We start from the raw sequence: 21,310 nt of genomic DNA on the forward strand, positions 1-21,310 counted from the left end.
GAGCATGAGGAGTGGTTATGGAACTGGGTATGGTGGGTTTGGGCCGCATGGGCGCCAACATGGCCGAGCGTCTGGTGCACGGCGGACATCGTGTGCATGGTTACGATCCCGGGGCGAGCGCGCGCAGCAGTGCGCAGGCCAAGGGCATTGTCACTGCCGATGCGCTTGCATCTCTGGTGTCCGCGCTGCCGAGCCCGCGCGTGGTGTGGCTGATGGTGCCCGCAGGCAAGATCGTCGATGACACGCTGGCGCAACTGCTGCCGTTGTTGCAGGCCGGCGACATCGTCATCGACGGCGGCAATTCGTATTACAAGGATTCGCAGCGGCGCGCAGCGCAGCTGCAGGAAAGTGGCATTGCGTTCGTCGACTGCGGCACCAGTGGTGGCGTCTGGGGCTTGCAGGAAGGCTATAGCTTGATGGTCGGCGGCGAAGAGTCTGCCGTGACCACGCTGCATCCGGTCCTGGCCACACTGGCGCCTGCGCCGGACAAGGGCTGGGGGCGCGTGGGCCCGAGCGGTGCCGGTCATTTCACCAAGATGGTCCACAACGGCATTGAGTACGGAATGATGCAGGCTTATGCCGAAGGCTTCGCCCTGATGCAGCACAAGGCCGATTTTACGCTGGACCTGCACCAGGTTTCGGAGATCTGGCGCGACGGCAGCGTGGTGCGTTCGTGGTTGCTGGACCTGACCGCCGATGCGCTGCGGCACAATCCGACCATGGCCGGTATCGCGCCGTTCGTGGCCGATTCTGGCGAGGGGCGTTGGACAGTGGCCGAGGCGATCGACCTGGAAGTGTCTGCACCCATCATTACGTTGTCGTTGATGGAGCGGTTGCGTTCGCGCGACAAGGACTCGTTCACCGACAAACTGTTGGCGGCCATGCGCAACCAGTTCGGTGGCCATGCAGTGATGACCACTACTTCTGCAGCGCCGACGATCGGCAGCAAGGACGCATAAGGACGCGTAAGCCCGTCGCTCAGATGGCCGCGATTGCCGCCGCGCATCGCGGCCATTGCGGTTTTAAGGCGGTCAAGTCAGGTGCGCGATTTACGGTGGCCAATGACGACGTGAGATACGTCTGGTCCGTCCCAGCGGCGACGATGTGAGTGGGTGTCGGCATCTGATGCGCTTTCGGCATGAAGAGAAAATCAGCCGGCGCCAGTAAGGTGCGGCGCAGACGAAGATGGCTCGTCTAGACGTCGTGCTCCGTCGATCTGTCGCGTGGCTCGCACAGCATCAAAGCGTCGTCACCAGAGATCGGCTGCGCACCTCATCGGCGCTTGCAGCCGACGCCTACGGCCATCAAGGCGCGCGCTTGCCATCCAGCCACTGCACCTGCCCGGTTGTGGCGCTGTGCTGTGCCAGTTCCAGCAAGTGCATGAGCTGCACGGCATCTGCGCCATCGACCGGTGCCGGGCCTGTGCCTGCCAGCGCATCGCGGAAAGCCGCATAGCACTGCCTGTAATCGCCGGCCTGATTGTCGGGTTGATGGATATGTACGCGGCCTTCTTCGTCCATGCGGGTAAGCGTGGCTGGTAACGGATCTACGCCCCAACCGACTGTGCCAGGGCGGCGTCCGGCGCGCAGCTGGTCTTCCTGAGTGTCCAGGCCGTGCTTGAGATAACTGCCGCGCGTGCCATGCACTGCAAACCGCAGGCTGTTGTCGGCCACCAGCGAGCCGGCATGCAGGATCGCGCGCAGCCGCGGATAGTGCAGGGTGACGTGGAAATAGTCGTCGCTGCGCGCCTGGCTGCGTTGGCGCTGCAAATCCGCGCCAATGGCCTGCGGCATGCCGAACAGTTGCAACGCCTGGTCGAGCAGATGCGGGCCCAGGTCGTACCACAGGCCTGCGCCGGGGACGTCGCTTTCGCGCCAGCGGTCGCGAACTTGCGGCCGATAGCGGTCGAAGTGTGAATGGAATTCCACCACTTCGCCCAGTTGGCCTTCGTCGATCAGGCGGCGTACGGTGAGAAAGTCGGCGTCCCAGCGTCTGTTCTGGAACACGCTGATCACACGTCCGGCCGCCGCTGCAGCGGCGACCATGGCGCGCGCTTGTGCCGCGTCCAGCGCAAAGGGTTTGTCGACAAGCACATGTTTGCCGGCGGCCAGCGCCTGCAACGCGAAGGGCGCATGCGTCTGATTAGGCGTGGCAAGCACCACTGCGTCCAGTGCTGGGTCGGCTAGAGCGCTGTCGAGGTCGGCAACGACGGTGACCTCGGGGAAGTCGGATTGCGCCTGTTGCAGCTTGGACGACACCACGCTGTGCAAATGCAGACCCGGTGTGCTGGCAATCAGTGGCGCATGAAAGGTATGGCCGACATAGCCGTAGCCGACGACAGCCAGATTGAACGGTTTAGGCATTGAAAACGGTTCATCGCAACGAACGAAGGAGCCTGCATGGTATTGCACACACCCGTGTGCGCAGGGTTCACAACCTCTGCATGCAGCAGTCACGTGTGCTCGACGACCGCTACCGCAAGCTGCAGCCACATTCAACAGGAGCGATTCGAATGAAGAACATGATGCATGCACGCAAGTTGTTGGCGCTGTCGTTGTCGCTCGGCCTGACCCTGGGTGCTTCGCAGGCATTCGCCGCACCGCAGGACATGGGCGCGCACAAGGATCACGCCGCCGGCATGAATGAATCCAAGAAGCCGGTGACCGATACCTGGATCACCACCAAGGTCAAGGCCGATCTTCTGGCGACCGACAATGTGTCGGGCACCGAAGTGAAGGTCGACACCAAGAACGGCATCGTGACACTGACTGGTTCGGTGGCTACCCAGGCCGAGCACGACAAGGCTGTTGCTGTTGCCAAGGGCATCGAGGGAGTCAAGAGCGTCAAGTCGACCGGCCTGAAAGTGACCGCTGCGAAGAAGTAAACGCAGCTGCTGTGAATGCTGGGCCGGCTGCGGCGAGGCAGCTGAACCGAGCACGAGGCGCACTTCACGGAGTGCGCCTTTTTTTATGGGCGTGTCTTACGGCTGCGTGATCAGTTGCAGAGGCGGGCTGCCGTGTGTAGTCGGAAAGTGGCGCCATTGGCGTGATGCGCGAATGTCTCCTGCGCCGGCCAGGTTCATCTGGCATCGCGTAGTTGGGGGGCATGATCACCGGGGACGAACTCTTCGATTCCGCACTGCTACAACCGGCAAACCTTGGCACATACGCCGGCCGGGCGTAAGCGTGCCCAGCACGATGGCACGCGGTGGTATGCGGGTTGCAGGTAACGTGATGCGCAGCCAGAGTGCGATGCGTCATGGACGTGATCGGGGCGTAACATCGTGCACAACCGGACTGCACTGTGGGGCGGGTAGCGAGGTGGGTCGCCATTGCAGTCAGGCCACCGCGCAGAGCGGCCTCAAAAGCCGATAGACGGCCTTCTTCTCGCACCATTTTCACCTGGGCTGCACTTATCATATGCCCATTCAGCTATGTCACGGCGATACTGCGCTGTGGCTGAATCATTAATCTCGTTCGGGGCGTGATCGGAGACAATGCCGAGGCGTCCTGGGCACGTGCAGCGAGCGGATACAGACCTAGCAATGCAGACAACGGTCCAAGCAGACAGATGGGATCGCTGGCGCCTGCCCTCGTTGGCGGTTGCCGTGTGCCTGATCGTGGTTGTGCCATCGTTGCTGCTGCAGCAGATGGCGCGCAACGCCAATCAGGCCGCGGTGTGGGTTTCGCATAGCCAGGAAGTGCAGGAGACAGCGCAACGCCTGGAAGCGGCGATGCGCGACACCGAGTCTGCCGCGTTGATGCGCTCGCATGGCGTGGAGCGCCCGGCGTTGCTGGAACGCATGCGGCGTGGGCGGCGCGAGTCGCTGGCCGCGGTCGAACGGTTGATCGCGCTGACCAAGGACAACCCTGCCCAGCAGGTACGCATGGGACGCATCCAGAGCACCATCGAGCGACGGCTGTTGCTGGCCGAGCGTATTGCGGTGACCACCGGACAGGATCAGATCCGCGCGTTGATCAACGATATGACCTTGAACAACCCGATCCGCGTGCTGATCGACGAGTTGCAAGGTGCCGAGGGTCGCTTGCTCGACCTACGCAATACCCGTGCGGACACCGAGCGCATGCATTACGCGGTGCTGAGCTGGGCCGCGTTGGCAGTGCAGCTGCTCCTGCTGGCCACGGTGATCTGGCTGCTGCAGCGGCAGATCCGCCGTCGTCTTGCTGCCGAGCAGGAATACCTGCGCGCCAACGGCCGCGCCAGCTCGGTGCTGCAGACCGTGCGCGAGCCCATCGTGTTGCTGGACGCCAATCAACGCGTCGTACTGCATAACCCGGCGTTCGCCGAGCTGTACGGCCTGGAGGAGCGCGGCAACGAGTTGATGGCGTTGGAAGATGTAGGCGACGGCGTCTGGCGTGATCCGCTGTTCCATCAACGCCTGGCCGACGTGTTGCTGCGCGGCCGCGAGCTGTGGGACTTCGAGCATGAGCAGCGCGCTGCCGATGGCGTGTTGCGCACCATGCTGATCAACGCCCGCCGCATGCCGCTGCCGGATACCGTCGACGAAGACGTGGTGCTGATGACGGTCAGCGATATCAGCCTGCAAAAGGCCTCGCAACTGCGGATCCAGGAGCTCAACCGGCAGATGGAGGGCAAGGTGGAGCAGGTGTCGGAGGTCAATCGGGAGCTGGAAGCCTTCAGCTATTCGGTGTCGCATGATCTGCGCGCTCCATTGCGGCATGTGGCGGGTTTCTCGGACAAGCTGGCACGCCATCTGGGCGATGCGGCGGACGAAAAATCGCGCCATTACATGGAAGTGATCAGCTCCTCGGCCCGGCGCATGGCGTCGTTGATCGACGACCTGCTGGTGTATTCGCGCCTGGGTCGCAGCGCATTGCGTTTGCAGGCGGTGGACATGCAGTCGCTGGTGGCCGAGACGCGTGCGATCCTGGACTCCAACGTGCAGAGCGAAAATACCGGCCACCGCGTGGACTGGCAGATCGCGCCGTTGCCGGTGCTGGTGGCCGACGAAAACATGATGCGCCAGCTGTGGATGAATCTGCTGGGCAATGCGGTGAAGTACAGCGCGAAGCGCGAGGTGGCCAGGATCGAGGTCACCTACACGCCGATGGCCAACGGCGGCCATCAGTTCAGCGTCCGCGACAACGGCGCAGGTTTCGACATGGAATACAGCTCCAAGTTGTTTGGCGTGTTCCAGCGCTTGCACAAGGCCAGCGAATACGCCGGTACCGGTATCGGTCTGGCCAGCGTGCGGCGCGTGTTGACGCGTCACGGCGGCCGCATCTGGGCCGAAGGCGTCGTCGATGAAGGCGCCACGTTTTATTTCGAGCTTCCTCCTGCGCTTGAAGCGCCCAACCAAGAGTTCACTGTATGACCGCCATTCGTACCATTCTTCTGGCAGAAGACAGCCCGGCCGATGCGGAGATGGCGGTCGACGCCCTGCGCGACGCCCGTCTGGCCAACCCCATCGTGCACGTCGAGGACGGCGTGGAAGCCATGGATTACCTGCTGCGTCGCGGCGCCTATGCCAACCGGGAGGAAGGCCTGCCGGCCGTGCTGCTGCTGGACATCAAGATGCCGCGCCTGGATGGGCTGGAAGTGCTCAAGCAGGTGCGCAGCGACGAGGCGCTCAAGCGCCTTCCGGTGGTGATCCTGTCGTCTTCGCGCGAAGAGAGCGACCTTGCACGCAGCTGGGACCTGGGCGTCAACGCCTATGTGGTCAAGCCTGTGGATGTCGATCAATTCTTCACCGCGGTCAAGACGCTCGGCACGTTCTGGGCGGTGATCAATCAGGCACCGGAGCTGGACTGACCCATGCCGCATGAGGGTGGCAAACTGGAGCAGCTGAAGATCCTTCTGGTGGAAGATTCACCGGAAGATGCCGAGCTGTTGTCCGATCAGTTGCTCGATGCCGGCATCGATGCGGCGTTCGAGCGCGTGGATAGCGAGCCGTCGCTGCGCAGCGCGCTGGAGGCGTTTCAGCCGGACATCGTGCTGTCGGACCTGAGCATGCCTGGCTTTTCAGGCCATCAGGCGCTGCGCCTGGTGCGTCAGAACGGCGCCACCCCCTTCATCTTCGTCTCCGGCACCATGGGTGAGGAGACGGCGGTCAAGGCGCTGCAGGATGGCGCCAACGACTACATCATCAAGCACAACCCCACGCGGTTGCCGAGCGCGGTGATGCGTGCCATCCGCGAGGCGCGTGCAGAACTTGAGCGCCAGCGCGTGGAGAGCGAGCTGATGCGCGCGCAGCGGCTGGAAAGCCTGGCGATGCTGGCGGCCGGGCTGAGCCACGACCTACGCAACATCCTGCAGCCGCTGTTGATCGTGCCCGACCTGCTGGCCGGGCGCACCGACGACCCGCAGCTGCGCCAGCTGGCCAACGTGGTGGCCGAATGCGGCCGCCGCGGGCACGAGATGGCCGAGTCGATGCTGTCGTTCGTGCGTGGCTCCAACAAGCCGCGCGAGCAGGTATCCATCGCCAATCTATTCCAGGCGGTGCAGATGCTGCTGCGGAGCAGCCTGCCCGATGGCGTGCGTTTGCAGATGGACATGATCGCCTCGGATCTGACCATCGAGGCCAACTACACCGAGTTGCAGCAATGCCTGCTCAACCTGGGCTTGAACGCGATCCAGGCGATGCCGGGCGGCGGCACCCTGGTGCTATCGGCCGATCGTCACGATTCAACGCGCGTGCGCATGAGCGTGGCCGACACCGGCGTGGGCATGAGCGATGAAACGCGCGCGCGTCTGTTCAGTCCCTTCTTCACCACCAAGGCCGATGGCACCGGGTTGGGCCTGATTTCGTGCAAGCGCATCGTGGAAAGCTACGGTGGCAACATCCAGGTCGACAGCCGCTTGGGCGAGGGCACGCGCTTTGACATGATCGTGCCGATGCGTGCGGCGCAAACGGCCGTAGCCGATGCCGAGCCGCCGCTTGCGCTGGGCCATGGGCAACGCATCCTGCTGGTGGACGGCGAGGCCACGCGCTTGTCGCTGCTGGGCAATGCCCTGTCCAGTCAGGGCTATCAACCGCAGTTGGCCACCGATGGCGCTGCGGCGCTGCAACTAGTGCAGCAGCATGCGATGCCGGATCTGGTGATCATCGACAGCGACATCATTCTGCTGTCGGCGGTGAGCGTGCTGCTGAGCATGCAGGAGCTGGGCTACCAGGGCCCGGCGATCGTGCTGGAAGATGTCGGCGCGCCGCTGCAGCGCGCCCATCTTCCACCCGACATCCCGGTGCACGTATTGCGCAAGCCGCTGGAAATGCGCCGTGTGTTCCGCGCGGTGGCGCACGCGCTGGAAGTGGCCTGAGCCAGGCTTGCGCGCGCTGTGTGTGCGCTTACGTGCCTGCAATGGACGGCAACAGTTGACGCTGATGCCGGCCGCATGCGCGAATACCGCATGACCACCGTGCTTCTCAGCCTCGGCAGCAACGTCCAGCCGACTCACTACCTGCGCCTGGCCGTCGCCGCCTTGCGCGCGCGCTTTGGCCAGCTCGACGTCTCCCCCGCGTATCGCACCCCGGCGGTGGGCTTCGATGGGCCTGACTTCGTCAACAACGCCGTGGCCTTGCAGACCGATATGGACCTGCAGGCGCTCGATCAGTGGTTGCATGCGGTGGAAGATGCGCATGGCCGCGATCGCAGCGGGCCGCGTTTCAGCGACCGGACCCTGGATATCGACGTGGTGTTCTTCGGCGATTGCATCGTCGAGGGCCCCGGCCATCTGCGTATCCCGCGTCCCGAGCTCAAGCATGCTTTCGTGCTCAAGCCGCTGGCCGATATTGCGGCGGACTTTGTCGACCCGTTGAGTGGGCGGACGTTGGCGGCGCTCTGGCAGGCGCATCCGCAATACGCCAGTGCCTTCACGACGGTGGAGTTGGATGTGCCCGCGCCGAGCGCTGCGCCTTAGCGTGCAGGTGTGTCTGCAGTGCAGCCGGCCATGTTGCATTCCCATGGTGAACTGACCTTGGGCCGGCGCGAACCGCGGCGTGCGCTTTGGTATGCCGCACACTTGATGCAAGTCGCGCAGCACGTGCGTACGTCATCTGCCTTCGAGCAGCAAACGCCACGTTCCGGACAGTCGTCAGGCTGGCGTGGACGTCTCGACAGAATCAGAGGATACGGACGCTGCATTCCGCGCGAGGCACCGGTCGTGTTCGCTAGGTGGTCACGCCGTCGTTGTACCAGCCGCTCAACTGAGTTGGCGGCCGCCATCCACATGCAAGGTCTGGCCGGTGACGAAGCTGGCGTCGTCCAGCAACCAGCGCACTGCGTTGGCGATTTCCTCCGGGGTCCCGATGCGCGCCAGCGGCGTGCGGGCCAGCAGCGCCTGCTTGGCGTCGGCGGACTTGCCTTCCTCCGGCCACAGGATGGCGCCGGGCGCAATGGCATTGACGCGCACCTGCGGGGCCAGCTCCAGCGCGAGCGAGCGGGTCAGCATCTCCAATGCGCTCTTGGAGGCGCTGTACAACGGATGGTTGCGCATCGGCTGCTGTGCATGCAGGTCGGTGAGATTGACGATGGCGCCGCAGTGCTGGCGTAGCTGCGCGGCCGCGGCCTGGGCAATGAAGAACGGCGCGCGTGCGTTGACCGAAAACAACTCGTCCCACTGCGCCGGCGTGGCCTCGCCCAGTGCGGTGGGATAGAACGCCGATGCGTTGTTGACCACGCCATCCAGGCGGCCGAACGCATCGATGCACTCGGCCACCAGTTGCGCGGGTGCGTGTGGCAGGCGCAGATCCGCATGCAAGGTCTGCGCGCTACCTGCGCGTTGTGCGCGCAGCTCGGCCACACGCGCATCCAGCGCGTCGGAGGACCGATGTGCGTGCAGGGCAACCCGGTAGCCGGCGGCGTGCAGCGTGGTGGCGATCTGTGCGCCGATACGTCGGCCTGCGCCGGTGATCAACACCACCTTGGAACTGTCTGTCATGGCGTACTCGCTCGGCGTTGCAAAGGGCTCGGCTATCCTGTGCATTGTCCCCGCAACCGGTGCCCGCATGCACGCCGACCTTCCCACCCCCGATTCGGACGCGCTGGCGCACAGCGACCGACTGGCTGCGCATATGCGCGCCGAAATCCAGGCCGCTGGCGGGGCGATTCCGTTTTCGCGTTTCATGGAGCTGGCGCTGTATGCGCCGGGCCTTGGCTATTACAGCGCCGGATCGAGCAAGTTCGGCGAGGCCGGCGACTTCGTCACCGCGCCCGAGCTGGGTCCGTTGTTTGCGGCCACCGTGTCTGGTGCGCTGGCGCCGGTGTTGCAGCAGCTGGGTCCGCAGGCGCGCATGCTGGAAGTGGGCGGCGGCAGCGGCGCATTTGCCGAAGTCACGCTCAAGCGGCTGCTGGAGCTGGATGCATTGCCCGAGCGTTACGCGATTCTCGAACCCAGCGCGGACTTACGCGAGCGTCAGCGCGAGCGCCTGGGGCGCAGTCTGATCCCGCCGGTGTTCGATCTGGTCGAATGGCTGGATGGCCCGTTCCCGGACGACTGGGACGGGGTGCTGTTCGCCAACGAGGTGATCGATGCGCTGCCCACGCCGCGCTTTGCGATCCGTGATGGCGAGGTCTACGAAGAAACCGTGGTGCTCGATGCGCAGCAGCACTTTGCGCGCGGCGAGCAGCCGGCCGATGCGTTGCTGAGCGCGGCGGTACGGCACCTGGAGCGTTATCTGGAGCAGCCGTTTGCCGATGGCTACCGCTCCGAGTTGTTGCCGCAGCTGCCGTACTGGATCCAGGCAGTGGCCGGCGGCTTGAAGCGCGGTGCGATGGTGTTTGTGGATTACGGATATCCGCGCGGCGAGTTCTATCGCGCGCAGCGTGAGGACGGCACCTTGCGTGCGTTCTATCGCCATCGCATGCATGAGGACCTGTATCGCTGGCCCGGTCTGCAGGATCTGACCGCGTCGGTGGACTTCACCGCATTGGCCGAGGCGGGCACCGGAGCCGGTTTTGAATTGGCCGGTTACTGCACGCAGGCGAGCTTCCTGTTGGGCAACGGCCTGGATGCGTTGCTAACGCAGGCCGATACGCGCACCGATGAAGTGGGGCGCATGCGCCTGCGCGAGCAGATCAAGCGGCTGACCTTGCCCAGCGAGATGGGCGAGCGTTTTCAGGTGATGGGCTTTGCGCGCGATGTGGATATTGCGCCCGCATTTTTGGCGGGCGATCTTACATGGCGGCTGTAACGCAGGCGCTGCGCCCGTTTCATCGGCCGCGGTTGTGGGTGGGGTTGTGGATCGCGGCAATCGTGGTGGTGATTGCGGTCTGCCTGGGGCCGCCGCCGGAGATCCCGGAGTTGCCGGACAACAGCGACAAGGGCGAGCACTTTTTGACTTTTGCGCTGTTGTGCTGGGGCGCGGTGCAGTTGTTCGCCACGCGTCGCGCGCAGCTGGTTGCGGCGATTGGTCTGGTGGCTTTAGGCATCGGCATCGAGATCGCGCAGGGCGCACTGACCACCAATCGAAGCGCGGACCCGTACGACGCGCTGGCCGACACACTGGGCATTCTGGCCGGTTTATGCCTGGCGTGGACGCCGTTGCGCTTTGTGATGTTGCGGATCGATCAGCGCCTGTTTGCGCGGCGTTGAGTTGCGTGCACGCCTGCGTGTAAGCCGGCAGGCGTGCGTCTGGCAGCCTCGCTCTTGGGTTGATGCTTGCGATTGCGCAGTGACGCGTCAGCCGCTGGCACCGGGTCGTCGCGGCAACGGTTGTATGTCGAAGTCTCAGATCCGACGCATGACTGCTGCGCTGCGTAGTAGCCATGCAACCGTCATCGGATGCGATGCCGGTCCCAGCGTTTGGTGTGAGCGTTACAGTTTCATGTTCAAGCCGAGATAGAGCTGGCGTCCTGCTGCGGGCGAAAACATGGGCTGCGCCTGGGTCCAGAAGAAGCTGTCGTACCACGCATAGGCATACTCGCGGCCGGTGGCATTGCGAACCTGCAGATCCACGCTCCAGGCTGGGTTGATGGTGTATCTGGCGGTGAGGTCCAGGGTGGCGAAGCCGCCGTATTTGCCGGCCACGTTGCGTTCTTCCAGATAGTAATCGCCTTGCGCACGACCCTGCAGGCCTAAGCGCAACGCAGCGGTTGGCCGGTACTCGATGCCGATGTTGCTGATGTAACGCGGCGTCGCCGCCACTTCACGGCCGACCAGCGACACGCTGGCATCGCGGTCGTCGCGTTCGATCTTCGCTTCCTGGTACGCGTGCGACGCCCATAGCGTCCACCTGTCGCCCAACTGCGCATTGATCTGCGCATCCACGCCACGCCGGCGTGTCTTGCCCAGGGTGACGGTGGTGCCGGTGGCGGGCATGTTGGAGACTTCATTGGCCGCGTCCTGTTGCCATACCGCAATGCGCGCCTGGCTTCCCTGGAACGGAGTGAATTTCATGCCCAGCTCCATGCCGGTATTGGTGGATGGGCGCACGTCCGCCTGCCCGGCGGTGAGGTAGGCCGGCGCAGTGGACCCGGTCAGCACCTGGAAGGTGCGGCCCCAGTTGGCATAGACGTTGGTGGTCGGGGTGAAGGCGTAGACCAGGCTCAATTTGGGTTGCTCGATGGTGCCGTAGCGCTGCAGCGGTGCGCTTACGCCGCCGGGCAGTTGGGTGTCGCCATCGAAGCGATCCACGCGGTAGGCCGGCACGATCTTCAACGCCTCGATCGGCTGATAGATCGCCTGCACGTAGGCGCCCCAATTGTCGAAGGTATGGCGGTCGTCGTTCTGGATGCGCGCCGGGGTGCCACTGAAATTGGTGGGCTCGGCGTAGCTGAAGCGCTCGCGCCGGTAGCCGTTGTCCTGATGCTCGTAGTTGAGGCCGCCTTCCAGAGTGAGTATGTCGCTGCTGCGCCAGGTCAATGTGTTGAGCATGCCGACCTGGGTCTCGTCCCAGATGCGGCGCTGGCGTGGCGCATTGCCGGTGGGCAGGTCGCTGAAAGTCACCTGGCGGTCGTCTTCGTAGCTGTTGTAGTACAGCTTGGTGCCCAGGAACAGGTCTTCGGCCAGCTTCAGGTCCATGTGGACGCCGAGCTGACGCATGTCGCGGTCGTCGCCGTCATTGCGGTTGCGCAGGTCCGAGCTGCGACGGTTGGCCTGCATTTCCGCTGCGGTCATGAAGCCGGGTTCGTCGGCCTGGTTGTGGTACACGCGTGCGGTCAGACCGATGCGCATGCCGTCGTCGAGGGTGCCGTAGAACCATTTGCCGCCCAACGCATATTTGCTGGAAGTGTCGTGATCGCGGTAGCCATCGGAGGCCTGCACGCCGACGAAATAGTTCTGCGCAAATCCGTCGCGTTCGCGGCCAATGGCCAGCTGCGCATCGCGGGTGTTGAAGCTGCCATAGGTCAGCCGCGCATCGGTGTAATTGCCGCCCTGACGCGTGCCGAAATTGATGTTGCCGCCGATATTGTGCAAGCCGTAGCGCGGATCGTTGGTGCCGCGCACCACCTCGATGTAGCTGATTTCCAGCGGGAACAGCATGTCGATGAAGCGTTGGTTGCCGCTGTTGACGTTGCTGGGAATGCCGTCGATCAGCGTCTTGATCGCATTGAGGTAGCCCTCGCCGTTGAACGCGCGAAAGCTGACCTTGCCCGACTCGGCGCCTTGCCGGGTTTCAGTGAGCTGGATGCCCGGCATCTGCCCGAGCAGCTCCCAGCTGTAGGATACGTTCTTGTCCTCGATCTGGTCTGCGCCCAGTACGTCTACCGAGGTCAGCACCTGATGAGCGGTGAGCTGGCCTTCGCCATGCTGGTGAACATCGACCTTGCCGAGCGTCAGCGCCGAATCGGAGGACTGCGCACGCACTTCGGCGGCAAACAGGACGGCAGCCACTGCCGCCACGAGAATGTGGATCTTCATGGATCGAACGACACCGATGCAAAGGAGCTGATCACCCCATGTGTCAGCTAGTGAAATATTATAACATATGCAATGTGCATCTAGCGCTGTGCTGGGGCCGGCCATGGCGTGCGTTGTGCGCGCACCTGCCGAGCGATCCGTGGGCGACGATGTCTTTCGCTCGGGCGCGGTCGCCCGATCAGTCCGGCATGCGGGCCGCGCGTTCGCGCAGCCACTTGGTCGCCACCCACTTTTCGCCGGCCAGGACCGGGGCGCCGGCATGCAGGCTGCGTGTCATCGGGTGCGGGCGGTCGTAGCTGAAGAACACCGCGTTGCCCTTGATCGCGGCAATGTCCAGGTGCACGTCGGGAAAGCGCGTCGCCCCGCCGCGGTCGGGTGTGTTGAGGTACATCACCAACGAGGCGACGCGTTGCCCGCCGGCCTGCAGCAACACCGGCGTGCCGGCCGCGTCTGGGTCGAAGTAATCGTAGTGCGGTTGATATTCGGCGCCGGTGCCGTAACGCAGAACCTGCAGACCTTCGCCGTTCTCCACCGGCCAGTCGAGCAGACGGGCAATACGTGCTTCGATGCGTTGGCAGAGCGCATCCTGCCCAAGCTGCAGACACATGCTGTCGCTGGTGCGTGCGGCATGCACCACATGCGCCCCGTTGGCATTGTCCACGGTACGCGAGCGCGCAAGGCGCGGCTGCGCGAGGGCGATCATGGCATCGCATTCGGCATCGGATAAGAAGCCACCCAGCACCATCACGCGCGGCAACTGCATGCGCATCAATACGTGCACCTGGCGATCGCCCAGATCCAGCAGCGATGCATCGCTGTCCTGCAGCAGCGCCGGCACGCGCACCGGCACCGGCAACCCGTGCGTCTGCGCATGCTGCTGGATGTGCGTACGCAGCAGCACTTCGACGGCATCGATGGCGTCCTGCTCGTTCCAGCCAAGATCCAGCAGCGGTTGCAGCGCTCGCTCGGGCGGTTGGCCGGCCAAGGCTTGCGCCACGATCCAGTCGGCCAGGGCAGTGGGGATATCGGTGGAGGTCATCCCGCTACAGTGCATGCCAACGTGTGGCAGCGATGTGTCAAATGTGTCGCGGTAAGACAAATGCAACAGACGGCCCCTATAACGGTGACGGGGATCTTGAACGTGCTCGCCACTGCAGTGAGCGGAACGCAACCAATTCTTGACGACTCCTCTTCATACCGGACCCTTTGACCTGGAGATCAGCCGCATGTCCGTTCGCAATAGCAGCAAGACGCTTCTCATGACCTTTAGCACCGCGCTGGCGTTGTCCGCCTGCGGTGGTGGTGCCGACCGTGTCGCCTCGCCCGGCGAGGGCGCGTTTCCGCCCGCACCCGCGCCGACCCCGGCGCCCACGCCTGCACCAACGCCGGCTCCGACACCGACGCCGAGCGGCCCGGCTGCGGATTGCCCGACCGGTTTTTCCAATGTCGGCACCATTGCCAACAACACGCTGCGCGCCTGCCAGTTGCCGGAAACCATCAACGGTAATCTGGTGGTACCCGCGCGCGCCGGTACTGCGTATTCGATCAGTGGCCGCGTCAACGTCGGTACCGATCGTGGCGGCAACGCTACCGCCCCGGCGGCGGGCAGCACCCAAGGCATCCTGACCATCGAGCCGGGTGTCACCCTGTTCGGTTCGGCCGGTAGCGACTACATCGTGGTCAATCGTGGTTCGCAGATTTTTGCCGAAGGCAGCGCGACTGCGCCGATCGTCTTCACTGCGCGTCAGGCGCTGGACGGCACGGTCAGTGCCAACACCATCGGCCTGTGGGGCGGCATCGTGGTGCTGGGCCGTGCAGCGATCAACAACTGCCCGGGTACCACCGTGTCGGGCACGCCGGAGTGCCAGGCGCAGGTGGAAGGCACCAACGCGTTCTATGGCGGCAATAGCGCCACCGACAACAGCGGTTCGATGCGCTACCTGCGCGTGATGTATTCGGGCTTCGAAATCTCGCCCAACAACGAGCTGCAGGGCATCACCCTGGCCGGCGTAGGCAGCGGCACGCGGCTGGACTACGTGCAGATCCACAACAACTCCGACGACGGTATCGAGTGGTTTGGCGGCACGGTCAACGGCAGCCACCTGGTCATCACTGGCGCCGACGACGATTCGCTGGACACCGATGCCGGTTGGAGCGGTGCATTGCAGTTCGGCATCGTGGTGCAGCGCGCCGGCGGCGGCGACCGCATGAACGAGTGGAGCAGCCTGCGTCGCCAGCCGTACTCGCGCCCGAAGGTGGCCAACTTCACCTACGTGGGCAATGCGCGCGCCGGCGCGGCCATCATGCTCAACCAAGGTACCCAGGCCGCGTTCTACAACTCGGTGTTCACCCGTCCTGCCGGCGGCACCGGCGATGGGCTGGTGTGCTTGAACATGGCCGATACCGATACCGCAGGCACCTTCAACTCGGTGTTCTTCGCCTGCCCGACGGCGTTCGGCAGCGACCCGCGTGCGGCCAGCCAGTTCGCCGCCGGCACCAACAACGTGGCCAACGGCGTGTCGACCTTGCAGAACACTTTCATCAATGGCGCCAACGAAACCGCAGTGCCTGCGTTCCAGGGCTTGAACGGGGTGAGCAGCTTCTTCCAGCAGGTCAATTACATCGGTGGCGTGCGTGATGCCAACGACACGTGGTGGCAGGGCTGGACCTGCGGCTTGACCGCCGATCGCCCCTGCTGAGGCACGGCATCGCACGGCGGCCATCGCGCCGCCGTGCGATGCGTCCAGCTTCATCTTTCTGTCGTCAGGGCTCCCACGATGCGAACCTTCGCTGTTGCCCGTCTTTCGCGGACGGGCCTGTCTCTTTCCATTTCCACCTTGCTGCTGTCCGGCGCCGCGATGGCGCAGTCGACCGGCAGCGATGCCGCTGGCGGCAGCAGCAGTTCCAGTGCCGCCGCCGTTGCGCCCAAGCAACTCGACCAGGTCGTGGTACGCGGCGAATACATCCCCGAACCGATGCTGCAGACCTCCGAAGTGGCCTCCTTCGTCACCCGTGAGGACATGGAGCGCACTGGCGACAGCAGCGCTGCGGTCGCGCTGACGCGCGTCACCGGCCTGAGCCTGTCGCGCGGTAAATACGTGTACGTGCGCGGACTGGGCGAGCGCTATTCGTCGGCGTTGTTCAATGGCTCGCCGTTGCCCAGCCCCGAGCCGATGCAGCGCGTGGTGCCGCTGGATCTGTTTCCCAGCGACGTGCTGCAAAGCGTGACCGTGCAGAAAACCTATTCGGCCGATTATCCGGGCGAATTCGGCGGCGGCGTGATCGACCTGCAATCGATGACGGTGCCGGACAAACCGTTTCTGTCGCTCACCGTGGGTGGTGGCGCCAATAGCGTCAGTACCGGCGAGAAGGGGCTGACCTACTACGGCTCCGGCGATGACGAGTGGGGCTTTGATGATGGCGCGCGCAAGCAGCCTGCCGCGTTGCGCGATGCAATCCGTACCGGGCGTCGCGTGGACCTGGGCAGTTTTTCGCGCGATGACATCCGCCGCATCGGCCGCAGCATGAACAACGCCAACCTGTATGTGCTGCAGGAAAAGGACAGTGTCGATCCTGACGTCAATGTCGGCGGCAGCGCCGGCTACAGTCTGGACATCGGCGAGGCCAAGCTGGGCATCCTGGCGGTCGCCAGCTACGACAACGAATGGCGCACCCGTACCGGCAAGCAGCAGGACGGCATCTTTGTCGGCGACAGCGTGGAGTTCAATTCCAACTACGACTTTGCGACCACGCGCAACAACGTGCGTACCAACGGCATGCTGGGCCTGGGCTGGGAATACGGCCGCCACACCATCGGCTGGACCACATTGTATGTGCACGATGCACTGAAGGTGGCGCGCAGTCGCGCCGGCCGCGACGAACTGGCCGGTTTCGATGTGCGCGACGACAACACCGAGTGGTACGAGCGCCAGCTGATCAACAACCAGCTGCGCGGCACGCATGCGTTCGGCGAGTACGACGACCTCAAGATCGAATGGCGCGCCGCGGTGGCCAATGCCAGTCGCGATGTGCCGTACGAGACCGGCATTCGCTACGAGTTGCTGGATGGCTACTGGGCGCACGATGCATCGCGCGTGCAGAACTACACACGTTTCAGCAAGGTCGACGACAAAGTGGCCAGCGGCGGCGTGGATGTGACCTGGCGTTTGCCGATCGAGCACGACATCACCGTCAAGGGTGGGCTGGCATATCTGGACAACGACCGTACCGCGTGGAGTCGCGAGTTCCGCTTTCTGGCGCTGGACGGCCCGTTGCCGTTCTTGAACCAGTATCATCGGGTGGATTACCTGATCTCCGATTACAACCTCAGCAACGATCTGCTGCGACTACGCGAGACCACCGGCAGTTTTGGTGCGGCCGCGTACGACGCGACGCTGAAGGTCAAGGCCGCCTACCTGCAGGCCGAAGGCGAAATCGTGCCGACCCTGCGTGCCACGGTTGGCGTGCGTTATGAAGACGCCACTCAGGCAGTGCATCCCTACGACATCTTCAGCGGCGTGCGCCAGGACAGCGTGGCACCGTTGCAGAACAGCTACGCGCTGCCATCGGCCACGGTCACCTGGAACTTTGCCGACAACCAGCAGCTGCGCTTCGGTGCGTCCAAGACCATCGCGCGGCCGCAGTTCCGCGAAATGGCGCCGCAGCAGTATCTGGACCCGGATATCGACCGCCAGTTCTTCGGCAACCCGTTCCTGATCGACAGTGAACTGGTCAATCTGGATGCGCGCTACGAATGGTTCTTCGAACCGGGCCAGTACGTCACCGTCGGTGCGTTCTACAAGAACATCGACAAGCCGATCGAAGCCATCGTCAACGACGCGCCCGGTGGCGGCATCGTGCAGAGCTTCATCAACGCGCCCAAGGCCACGTTGTACGGCATCGAGCTGGACGCCAAGAAGTATCTGGACGTGCCGGTCGCGGCCGACTGGTGGGGCGACAAGCGCCTGTTCGTGTCCGGTAACTACACGCGTACCAAGTCCGAGGTGAGCGCGAGTGCCGGCGACACCGTGCAGCCGTTCGGCTTCAGCGCACCGGTGCAGGCCAACCTGTTCATTCGCGACGGCTCGGCACTGCAGGGGCAGTCTGACGACATCGCCAACCTGCAGATCGGTGTAGAGAGCGAAAGCACGCACAGCCAGGCGACATTGATCGCCAACTACGTAGGCGAGCGTATCTCTGCGCGCGGCCGCCCGGGACAGCCGGACTACATCGACAAGCCGGGCACCTCGCTGGACCTGGTGATCAAGAAGGGCCTGGTGTGGTCGGGCGATACATTGTCGGTGAACGTTGCCGCACGCAATCTGCTCAAGACCAAGTACCAGGAGTTCCAGCGCGTGGGCAGCAACCGGGTAGATCTGTACACCTACCAGCCCGGCATCAGCTATGACATCAGTGTGACAGCGCGTTTCTGATCCATCAGGCGCCTGCAGGATCGCAAATGCCCGCTGTGCTTCGCATGGCGGGCGTTTGCGTTTTGCCGCATGTCGGGGTGTGTCTGCTTGTGTCATCGGTTTCTTCTAACTGACACATTGCTGCCGCATTCTGTCATCCGATCGCAATCCTCAAGACGGATGTCCGCTTTGCACCGCGCCTTGCCCCCGTTGACCACCGTCATGTCGTCGCATGCCGTGCGTACGGCACTGGTCTGTGCGCTGGTCGCGTTACTGGCCCTGCAAGGGCTGCGTTTGCTGTGGTTGGTGATTACCCCGGTCGGTCCGGTGGGTCGAGCGCAGCCCGCCGCAGCGACCGCAGCCGACCTGTCTGCATTACGCCGCGACGTGTTCAATCGCAGCGTCGCCGACAGCACTGGCGATGGTGTGGTGCTGCACGGTGTACGCGCCGGTGCCACGCAGGCAGCGGCATACCTGAGTCTTGGCGATGGCCGGCAAGGTGCCTACCGCGTCGGCGATACAGTGATGCCGGGCGTGGTGTTGCAAGCGGTCGCCGCCGATCACGTGCTGCTGCGGACCGGCAGCGGCATGCGCCGCCTGCCGCTGTTCGATGCGGTACCGCAGGCGATTGCAACGACGCCATCCGCAGCGAACACAGCGGCAGGCAATGCATCCGGCGTGATGTCCAACGTGGGCAACGCGACGGCAGCGGCAGGCGCAACCGCGGTCGACCCGCAACAGTTGCTCACTAGCGCCGGCCTGCGTGCAAGCGAGGACGGCAGTGGTTTCACCGTCATGCCGCGCGGCGATGGCGCGCTGTTGCGCCAGGCCGGCCTGGCGGCAGGCGATGTGCTGACCCAGATCAACGGCCGCACGCTCGATGCCGAACACCTGCGCGAGTTGCAGGACGAACTGCGCGATGGCCAGGCGGCCACGCTGACGTATCGCCGCGACGGCCAGACCCACACCATGACCTTGAAGCGCCCGCAATGAGTGTTGTTCGCCCCTTCTGGCTCTTGTCGGCCACGTTGCTGTGCGTGTGCGCCGTGACGCCGGCCGTCGCGTTGCAGGCCGCCGACGCGCCTGCGGTACGGCTGCAGGACGTGGACCTGCGCGCCTTCATCCAGGATGTCTCGCGTGCCACCGGCATCACCTTCATCGTGGACACGCGTGTGCAGGGCACGGTCAACGTGGCGCGCGCGCAGGCGATGAGCGAAGCCGACCTGCTTGGCATGCTGCTGGCGGTGTTGCGCGCCAACGGCTTGATTGCGGTGTCCAGTGGTCCGTCGACGTATCGCATCATTCCCGACGACACCGCCGCGCAACAGCCCGGCAGTGCCGCCAGCGGCAATCTGGGTTTTGCCACGCAGGTGTTCACGCTGCAGCGCGTGGATGCGCGCAGCGCGGCAGAGATCCTCAAGCCGCTGATCGGGCGCGGCGGTGTGATCATGGCGATGCCGCAGGGCAATAGCCTGTTGATCGCCGACTACGCGGACAACCTGCGCCGCATTCGCGGGCTGGTGGCGCAGATCGATACCGACCGCGCGGCGATCGACACGGTGACCTTGCGCAATAGCTCCGCGCAGGAGCTGGCACGCACATTGACCTCACTGTTCGGCCAGGCAGGCGAGCGCAGCGCGGTGCTGTCGGTGTTGCCGGTTGAAAGCAGCAATTCATTGATCGTGCGTGGCGACCCGGCGCTGGTGCAGCGCGTGGTGCGCACCGCGATGGATCTGGATGGGCGCGCCGAACGCCGCGGCGATGTCAGCGTTGTGCGGCTGCAACACGCCAGCGCCGAGCAACTGCTGCCGGTGCTGCAACAGTTGGTCGGGCAGACGCCGGGCAATGAGGGGCAAGCCGCGCAGGACACGCGCTCCACTGCCGTGGATGTGGCGGCCGCCGCCGGCGCCGCACAGACCCAGGTGATTGCGCCCGCCGCCGGCAAGCGCCCGGTGATCGTGCGCTACCCGGGCTCCAACGCCCTGATCATCAATGCCGACCCGGAAACCCAGCGCGCCTTGATGGATGTGATCCGACAGCTGGACGTGCATCGCGAGCAGGTGCTGGTGGAGGCGATCGTGGTGGAGATTTCCGACACCGCGGCCAAGCGCTTGGGCGTGCAGCTGCTGCTGGCCGGCCGCAACGGCACCGTGCCGTTGATCGCCACGCAATATAGCGGCGCATCGCCGGGCATTGTGCCGCTGGCCGCAGCGGCGTCCGGTACGCGCAGCGGCAATGACGATGACGATTCGGTGCTGGAACAGGCGCGCAATGTGGCCGCGCAATCGTTGCTGGGGTTGAGCGGTGGCCTGATCGGCCTGGCCGGGCAAAGCAACGATGCGGTGTTCGGCATGATCATCGATGCGGTCAAGAGCGACACCGGCTCCAACCTGTTGTCCACGCCATCGATCATGACGCTGGACAACGAACAGGCGCGCATCCTGGTGGGCCAGGAAGTGCCGATCACCACCGGCGAAGTGCTGGGCGCGGCCAACGACAACCCGTTCCGCACCATCCAGCGCCAGGACGTGGGCGTGGAGCTGGAAGTGCGCCCGCAGATCAATACCGCCGGCGGCATTACCCTTGCGATCAAGCAGGAGGTCTCGGCCATTGCCGGGCCGGTGAGCGCGCAGTCGTCGGAACTGGTGTTCAACAAGCGCCAGATCGAAACCCGCGTGGTGGTGGAAAACGGCGCCATCGTCGCGCTCGGTGGACTGCTGGACCAGAACGACCGCCAGACCGTGGAGAAGGTGCCATTGCTGGGCGACGTGCCGGGCCTGGGCGCGTTGTTCCGGCACAAGTCGCGCAACCGCGACAAGACCAACCTGATGGTGTTCATCCGCCCGACCATCATCCGCGATGCGGCCGATGCGCAGCGCATGACTGCGCCGCGCTACAACTACCTGCGCGACCGCCAGCTGGCCGATGGCGACCCGGAAGCGGCGCTCGATGCGCTGGTGCGCGATTATTTGCGCGCGCAGCCGCCGCAATTGCCGGCCGGGCCGTCGCCGGCGCCGGCAGCGACGCCCGCACCCAGCCCGCGCCCCGTGCAGCGCTGA

Annotated in this window: 16 protein-coding genes; 12 read left to right on the plus strand and 4 right to left on the minus strand. The window is 64.4% G+C overall.

Features of this window, described 5'->3' with window-relative positions; translation table 11 throughout:
- Positions 1-17 precede the first annotated feature (17 nt).
- Positions 18-959, plus strand: a complete 942-nt coding sequence (gnd, locus tag BJD12_RS16250) for a phosphogluconate dehydrogenase (NAD(+)-dependent, decarboxylating) (RefSeq protein ID WP_005990351.1) — start codon at positions 18-20, stop codon at positions 957-959.
- Between the two features lie 345 nt (positions 960-1,304).
- On the opposite strand, the gene BJD12_RS16255 is transcribed toward gnd, so the two are convergent.
- A complete protein-coding gene (locus tag BJD12_RS16255) occupies positions 1,305-2,363 on the minus strand; it encodes an oxidoreductase (protein WP_005990353.1) in 1,059 nt (352 codons plus the stop codon).
- Positions 2,364-2,512: 149 nt separating this feature from the next.
- On the opposite strand from BJD12_RS16255, the gene BJD12_RS16260 reads away from it, so the two are divergent.
- The 5 genes from BJD12_RS16260 to folK all read left to right on the plus strand — a co-directional run bounded on the left by BJD12_RS16260 (position 2,513) and on the right by folK (position 7,899).
- Positions 2,513-2,884 (plus strand): BON domain-containing protein, encoded by a 372-nt coding sequence (locus BJD12_RS16260; protein ID WP_005990355.1) that lies wholly within the window; start codon positions 2,513-2,515, stop codon positions 2,882-2,884.
- Between the two features lie 660 nt (positions 2,885-3,544).
- Positions 3,545-5,356 (plus strand): sensor histidine kinase, encoded by a 1,812-nt coding sequence (locus BJD12_RS16265; protein WP_039424696.1) that lies wholly within the window; start codon positions 3,545-3,547, stop codon positions 5,354-5,356.
- The gene (locus BJD12_RS16270) at positions 5,353-5,793 is read left to right on the plus strand and encodes a response regulator (protein WP_005990359.1); all 441 of its coding nucleotides are present in this window, start codon (positions 5,353-5,355) and stop codon (positions 5,791-5,793) included. The genes BJD12_RS16265 and BJD12_RS16270 overlap by 4 nt, the downstream gene beginning before the upstream one ends.
- 3 nt (positions 5,794-5,796) lie before the next feature.
- The gene (locus BJD12_RS16275; protein ID WP_005990361.1) at positions 5,797-7,299 is read left to right on the plus strand and encodes an ATP-binding response regulator; all 1,503 of its coding nucleotides are present in this window, start codon (positions 5,797-5,799) and stop codon (positions 7,297-7,299) included.
- A gap of 90 nt (positions 7,300-7,389) precedes the next feature.
- Positions 7,390-7,899, plus strand: a complete 510-nt coding sequence (gene folK / locus BJD12_RS16280; protein WP_039424729.1) for a 2-amino-4-hydroxy-6-hydroxymethyldihydropteridine diphosphokinase — start codon at positions 7,390-7,392, stop codon at positions 7,897-7,899.
- Between the two features lie 282 nt (positions 7,900-8,181).
- Here the strand turns inward: folK and BJD12_RS16285 are convergent, their stop codons facing one another.
- Positions 8,182-8,919, minus strand: coding sequence for a pteridine reductase (locus BJD12_RS16285; protein WP_005990365.1), 738 nt, complete (start codon positions 8,917-8,919; stop codon positions 8,182-8,184).
- On the opposite strand from BJD12_RS16285, the gene BJD12_RS16290 reads away from it, so the two are divergent.
- Together BJD12_RS16290 and BJD12_RS16295 are read left to right on the plus strand one after the other, a co-directional pair.
- Entirely contained in the window at positions 8,918-10,171 is a 1,254-nt protein-coding gene (locus BJD12_RS16290) for a class I SAM-dependent methyltransferase (protein ID WP_172797250.1), read from the plus strand. The two genes, BJD12_RS16285 and BJD12_RS16290, sit on opposite strands and share 2 nt — an antisense overlap.
- Positions 10,159-10,572, plus strand: a complete 414-nt coding sequence (locus BJD12_RS16295) for a VanZ family protein (RefSeq protein WP_005990369.1) — start codon at positions 10,159-10,161, stop codon at positions 10,570-10,572. Before BJD12_RS16290 ends, BJD12_RS16295 begins: the two co-directional genes overlap by 13 nt.
- Before the next feature lie 222 nt (positions 10,573-10,794).
- Here BJD12_RS16295 and BJD12_RS16300 read toward each other — a convergent pair whose 3' ends face one another.
- Both BJD12_RS16300 and BJD12_RS16305 read right to left on the minus strand, forming a co-directional pair.
- Positions 10,795-12,840 (minus strand): TonB-dependent receptor, encoded by a 2,046-nt coding sequence (locus BJD12_RS16300; protein WP_005990371.1) that lies wholly within the window; start codon positions 12,838-12,840, stop codon positions 10,795-10,797.
- A 178-nt stretch (positions 12,841-13,018) separates the two neighbouring features.
- Positions 13,019-13,879: a 2OG-Fe(II) oxygenase gene (locus BJD12_RS16305; protein WP_005990374.1), complete on the minus strand. Its 861-nt coding sequence runs from the start codon at positions 13,877-13,879 to the stop codon at positions 13,019-13,021.
- A 187-nt stretch (positions 13,880-14,066) separates the two neighbouring features.
- On the opposite strand from BJD12_RS16305, the gene BJD12_RS16310 reads away from it, so the two are divergent.
- From BJD12_RS16310 to gspD, 4 genes are all read left to right on the plus strand, one after another.
- On the plus strand, positions 14,067-15,539 hold the full coding sequence (locus BJD12_RS16310; protein ID WP_042827779.1) for a hypothetical protein: 1,473 nt from the start codon (positions 14,067-14,069) through the stop codon (positions 15,537-15,539).
- 78 nt (positions 15,540-15,617) lie between these two features.
- Positions 15,618-18,272 carry a TonB-dependent receptor domain-containing protein gene (locus BJD12_RS16315; RefSeq protein ID WP_042827780.1) on the plus strand — a complete coding sequence of 885 codons (2,655 nt, stop codon included), beginning with the start codon at positions 15,618-15,620 and terminating at the stop codon, positions 18,270-18,272.
- A 159-nt stretch (positions 18,273-18,431) separates the two neighbouring features.
- Complete coding sequence (locus BJD12_RS16320) at positions 18,432-19,244, plus strand: type II secretion system protein N (RefSeq protein WP_039424711.1); 813 nt, start codon at positions 18,432-18,434, stop codon at positions 19,242-19,244.
- The gene (gene gspD, locus BJD12_RS16325; RefSeq protein ID WP_042827781.1) at positions 19,241-21,310 is read left to right on the plus strand and encodes a type II secretion system secretin GspD; all 2,070 of its coding nucleotides are present in this window, start codon (positions 19,241-19,243) and stop codon (positions 21,308-21,310) included. The genes BJD12_RS16320 and gspD overlap by 4 nt, the downstream gene beginning before the upstream one ends.

The organism is Xanthomonas vesicatoria ATCC 35937 (assembly GCF_001908725.1).
Classification (GTDB): Bacteria; Pseudomonadota; Gammaproteobacteria; order Xanthomonadales; family Xanthomonadaceae; genus Xanthomonas; species Xanthomonas vesicatoria.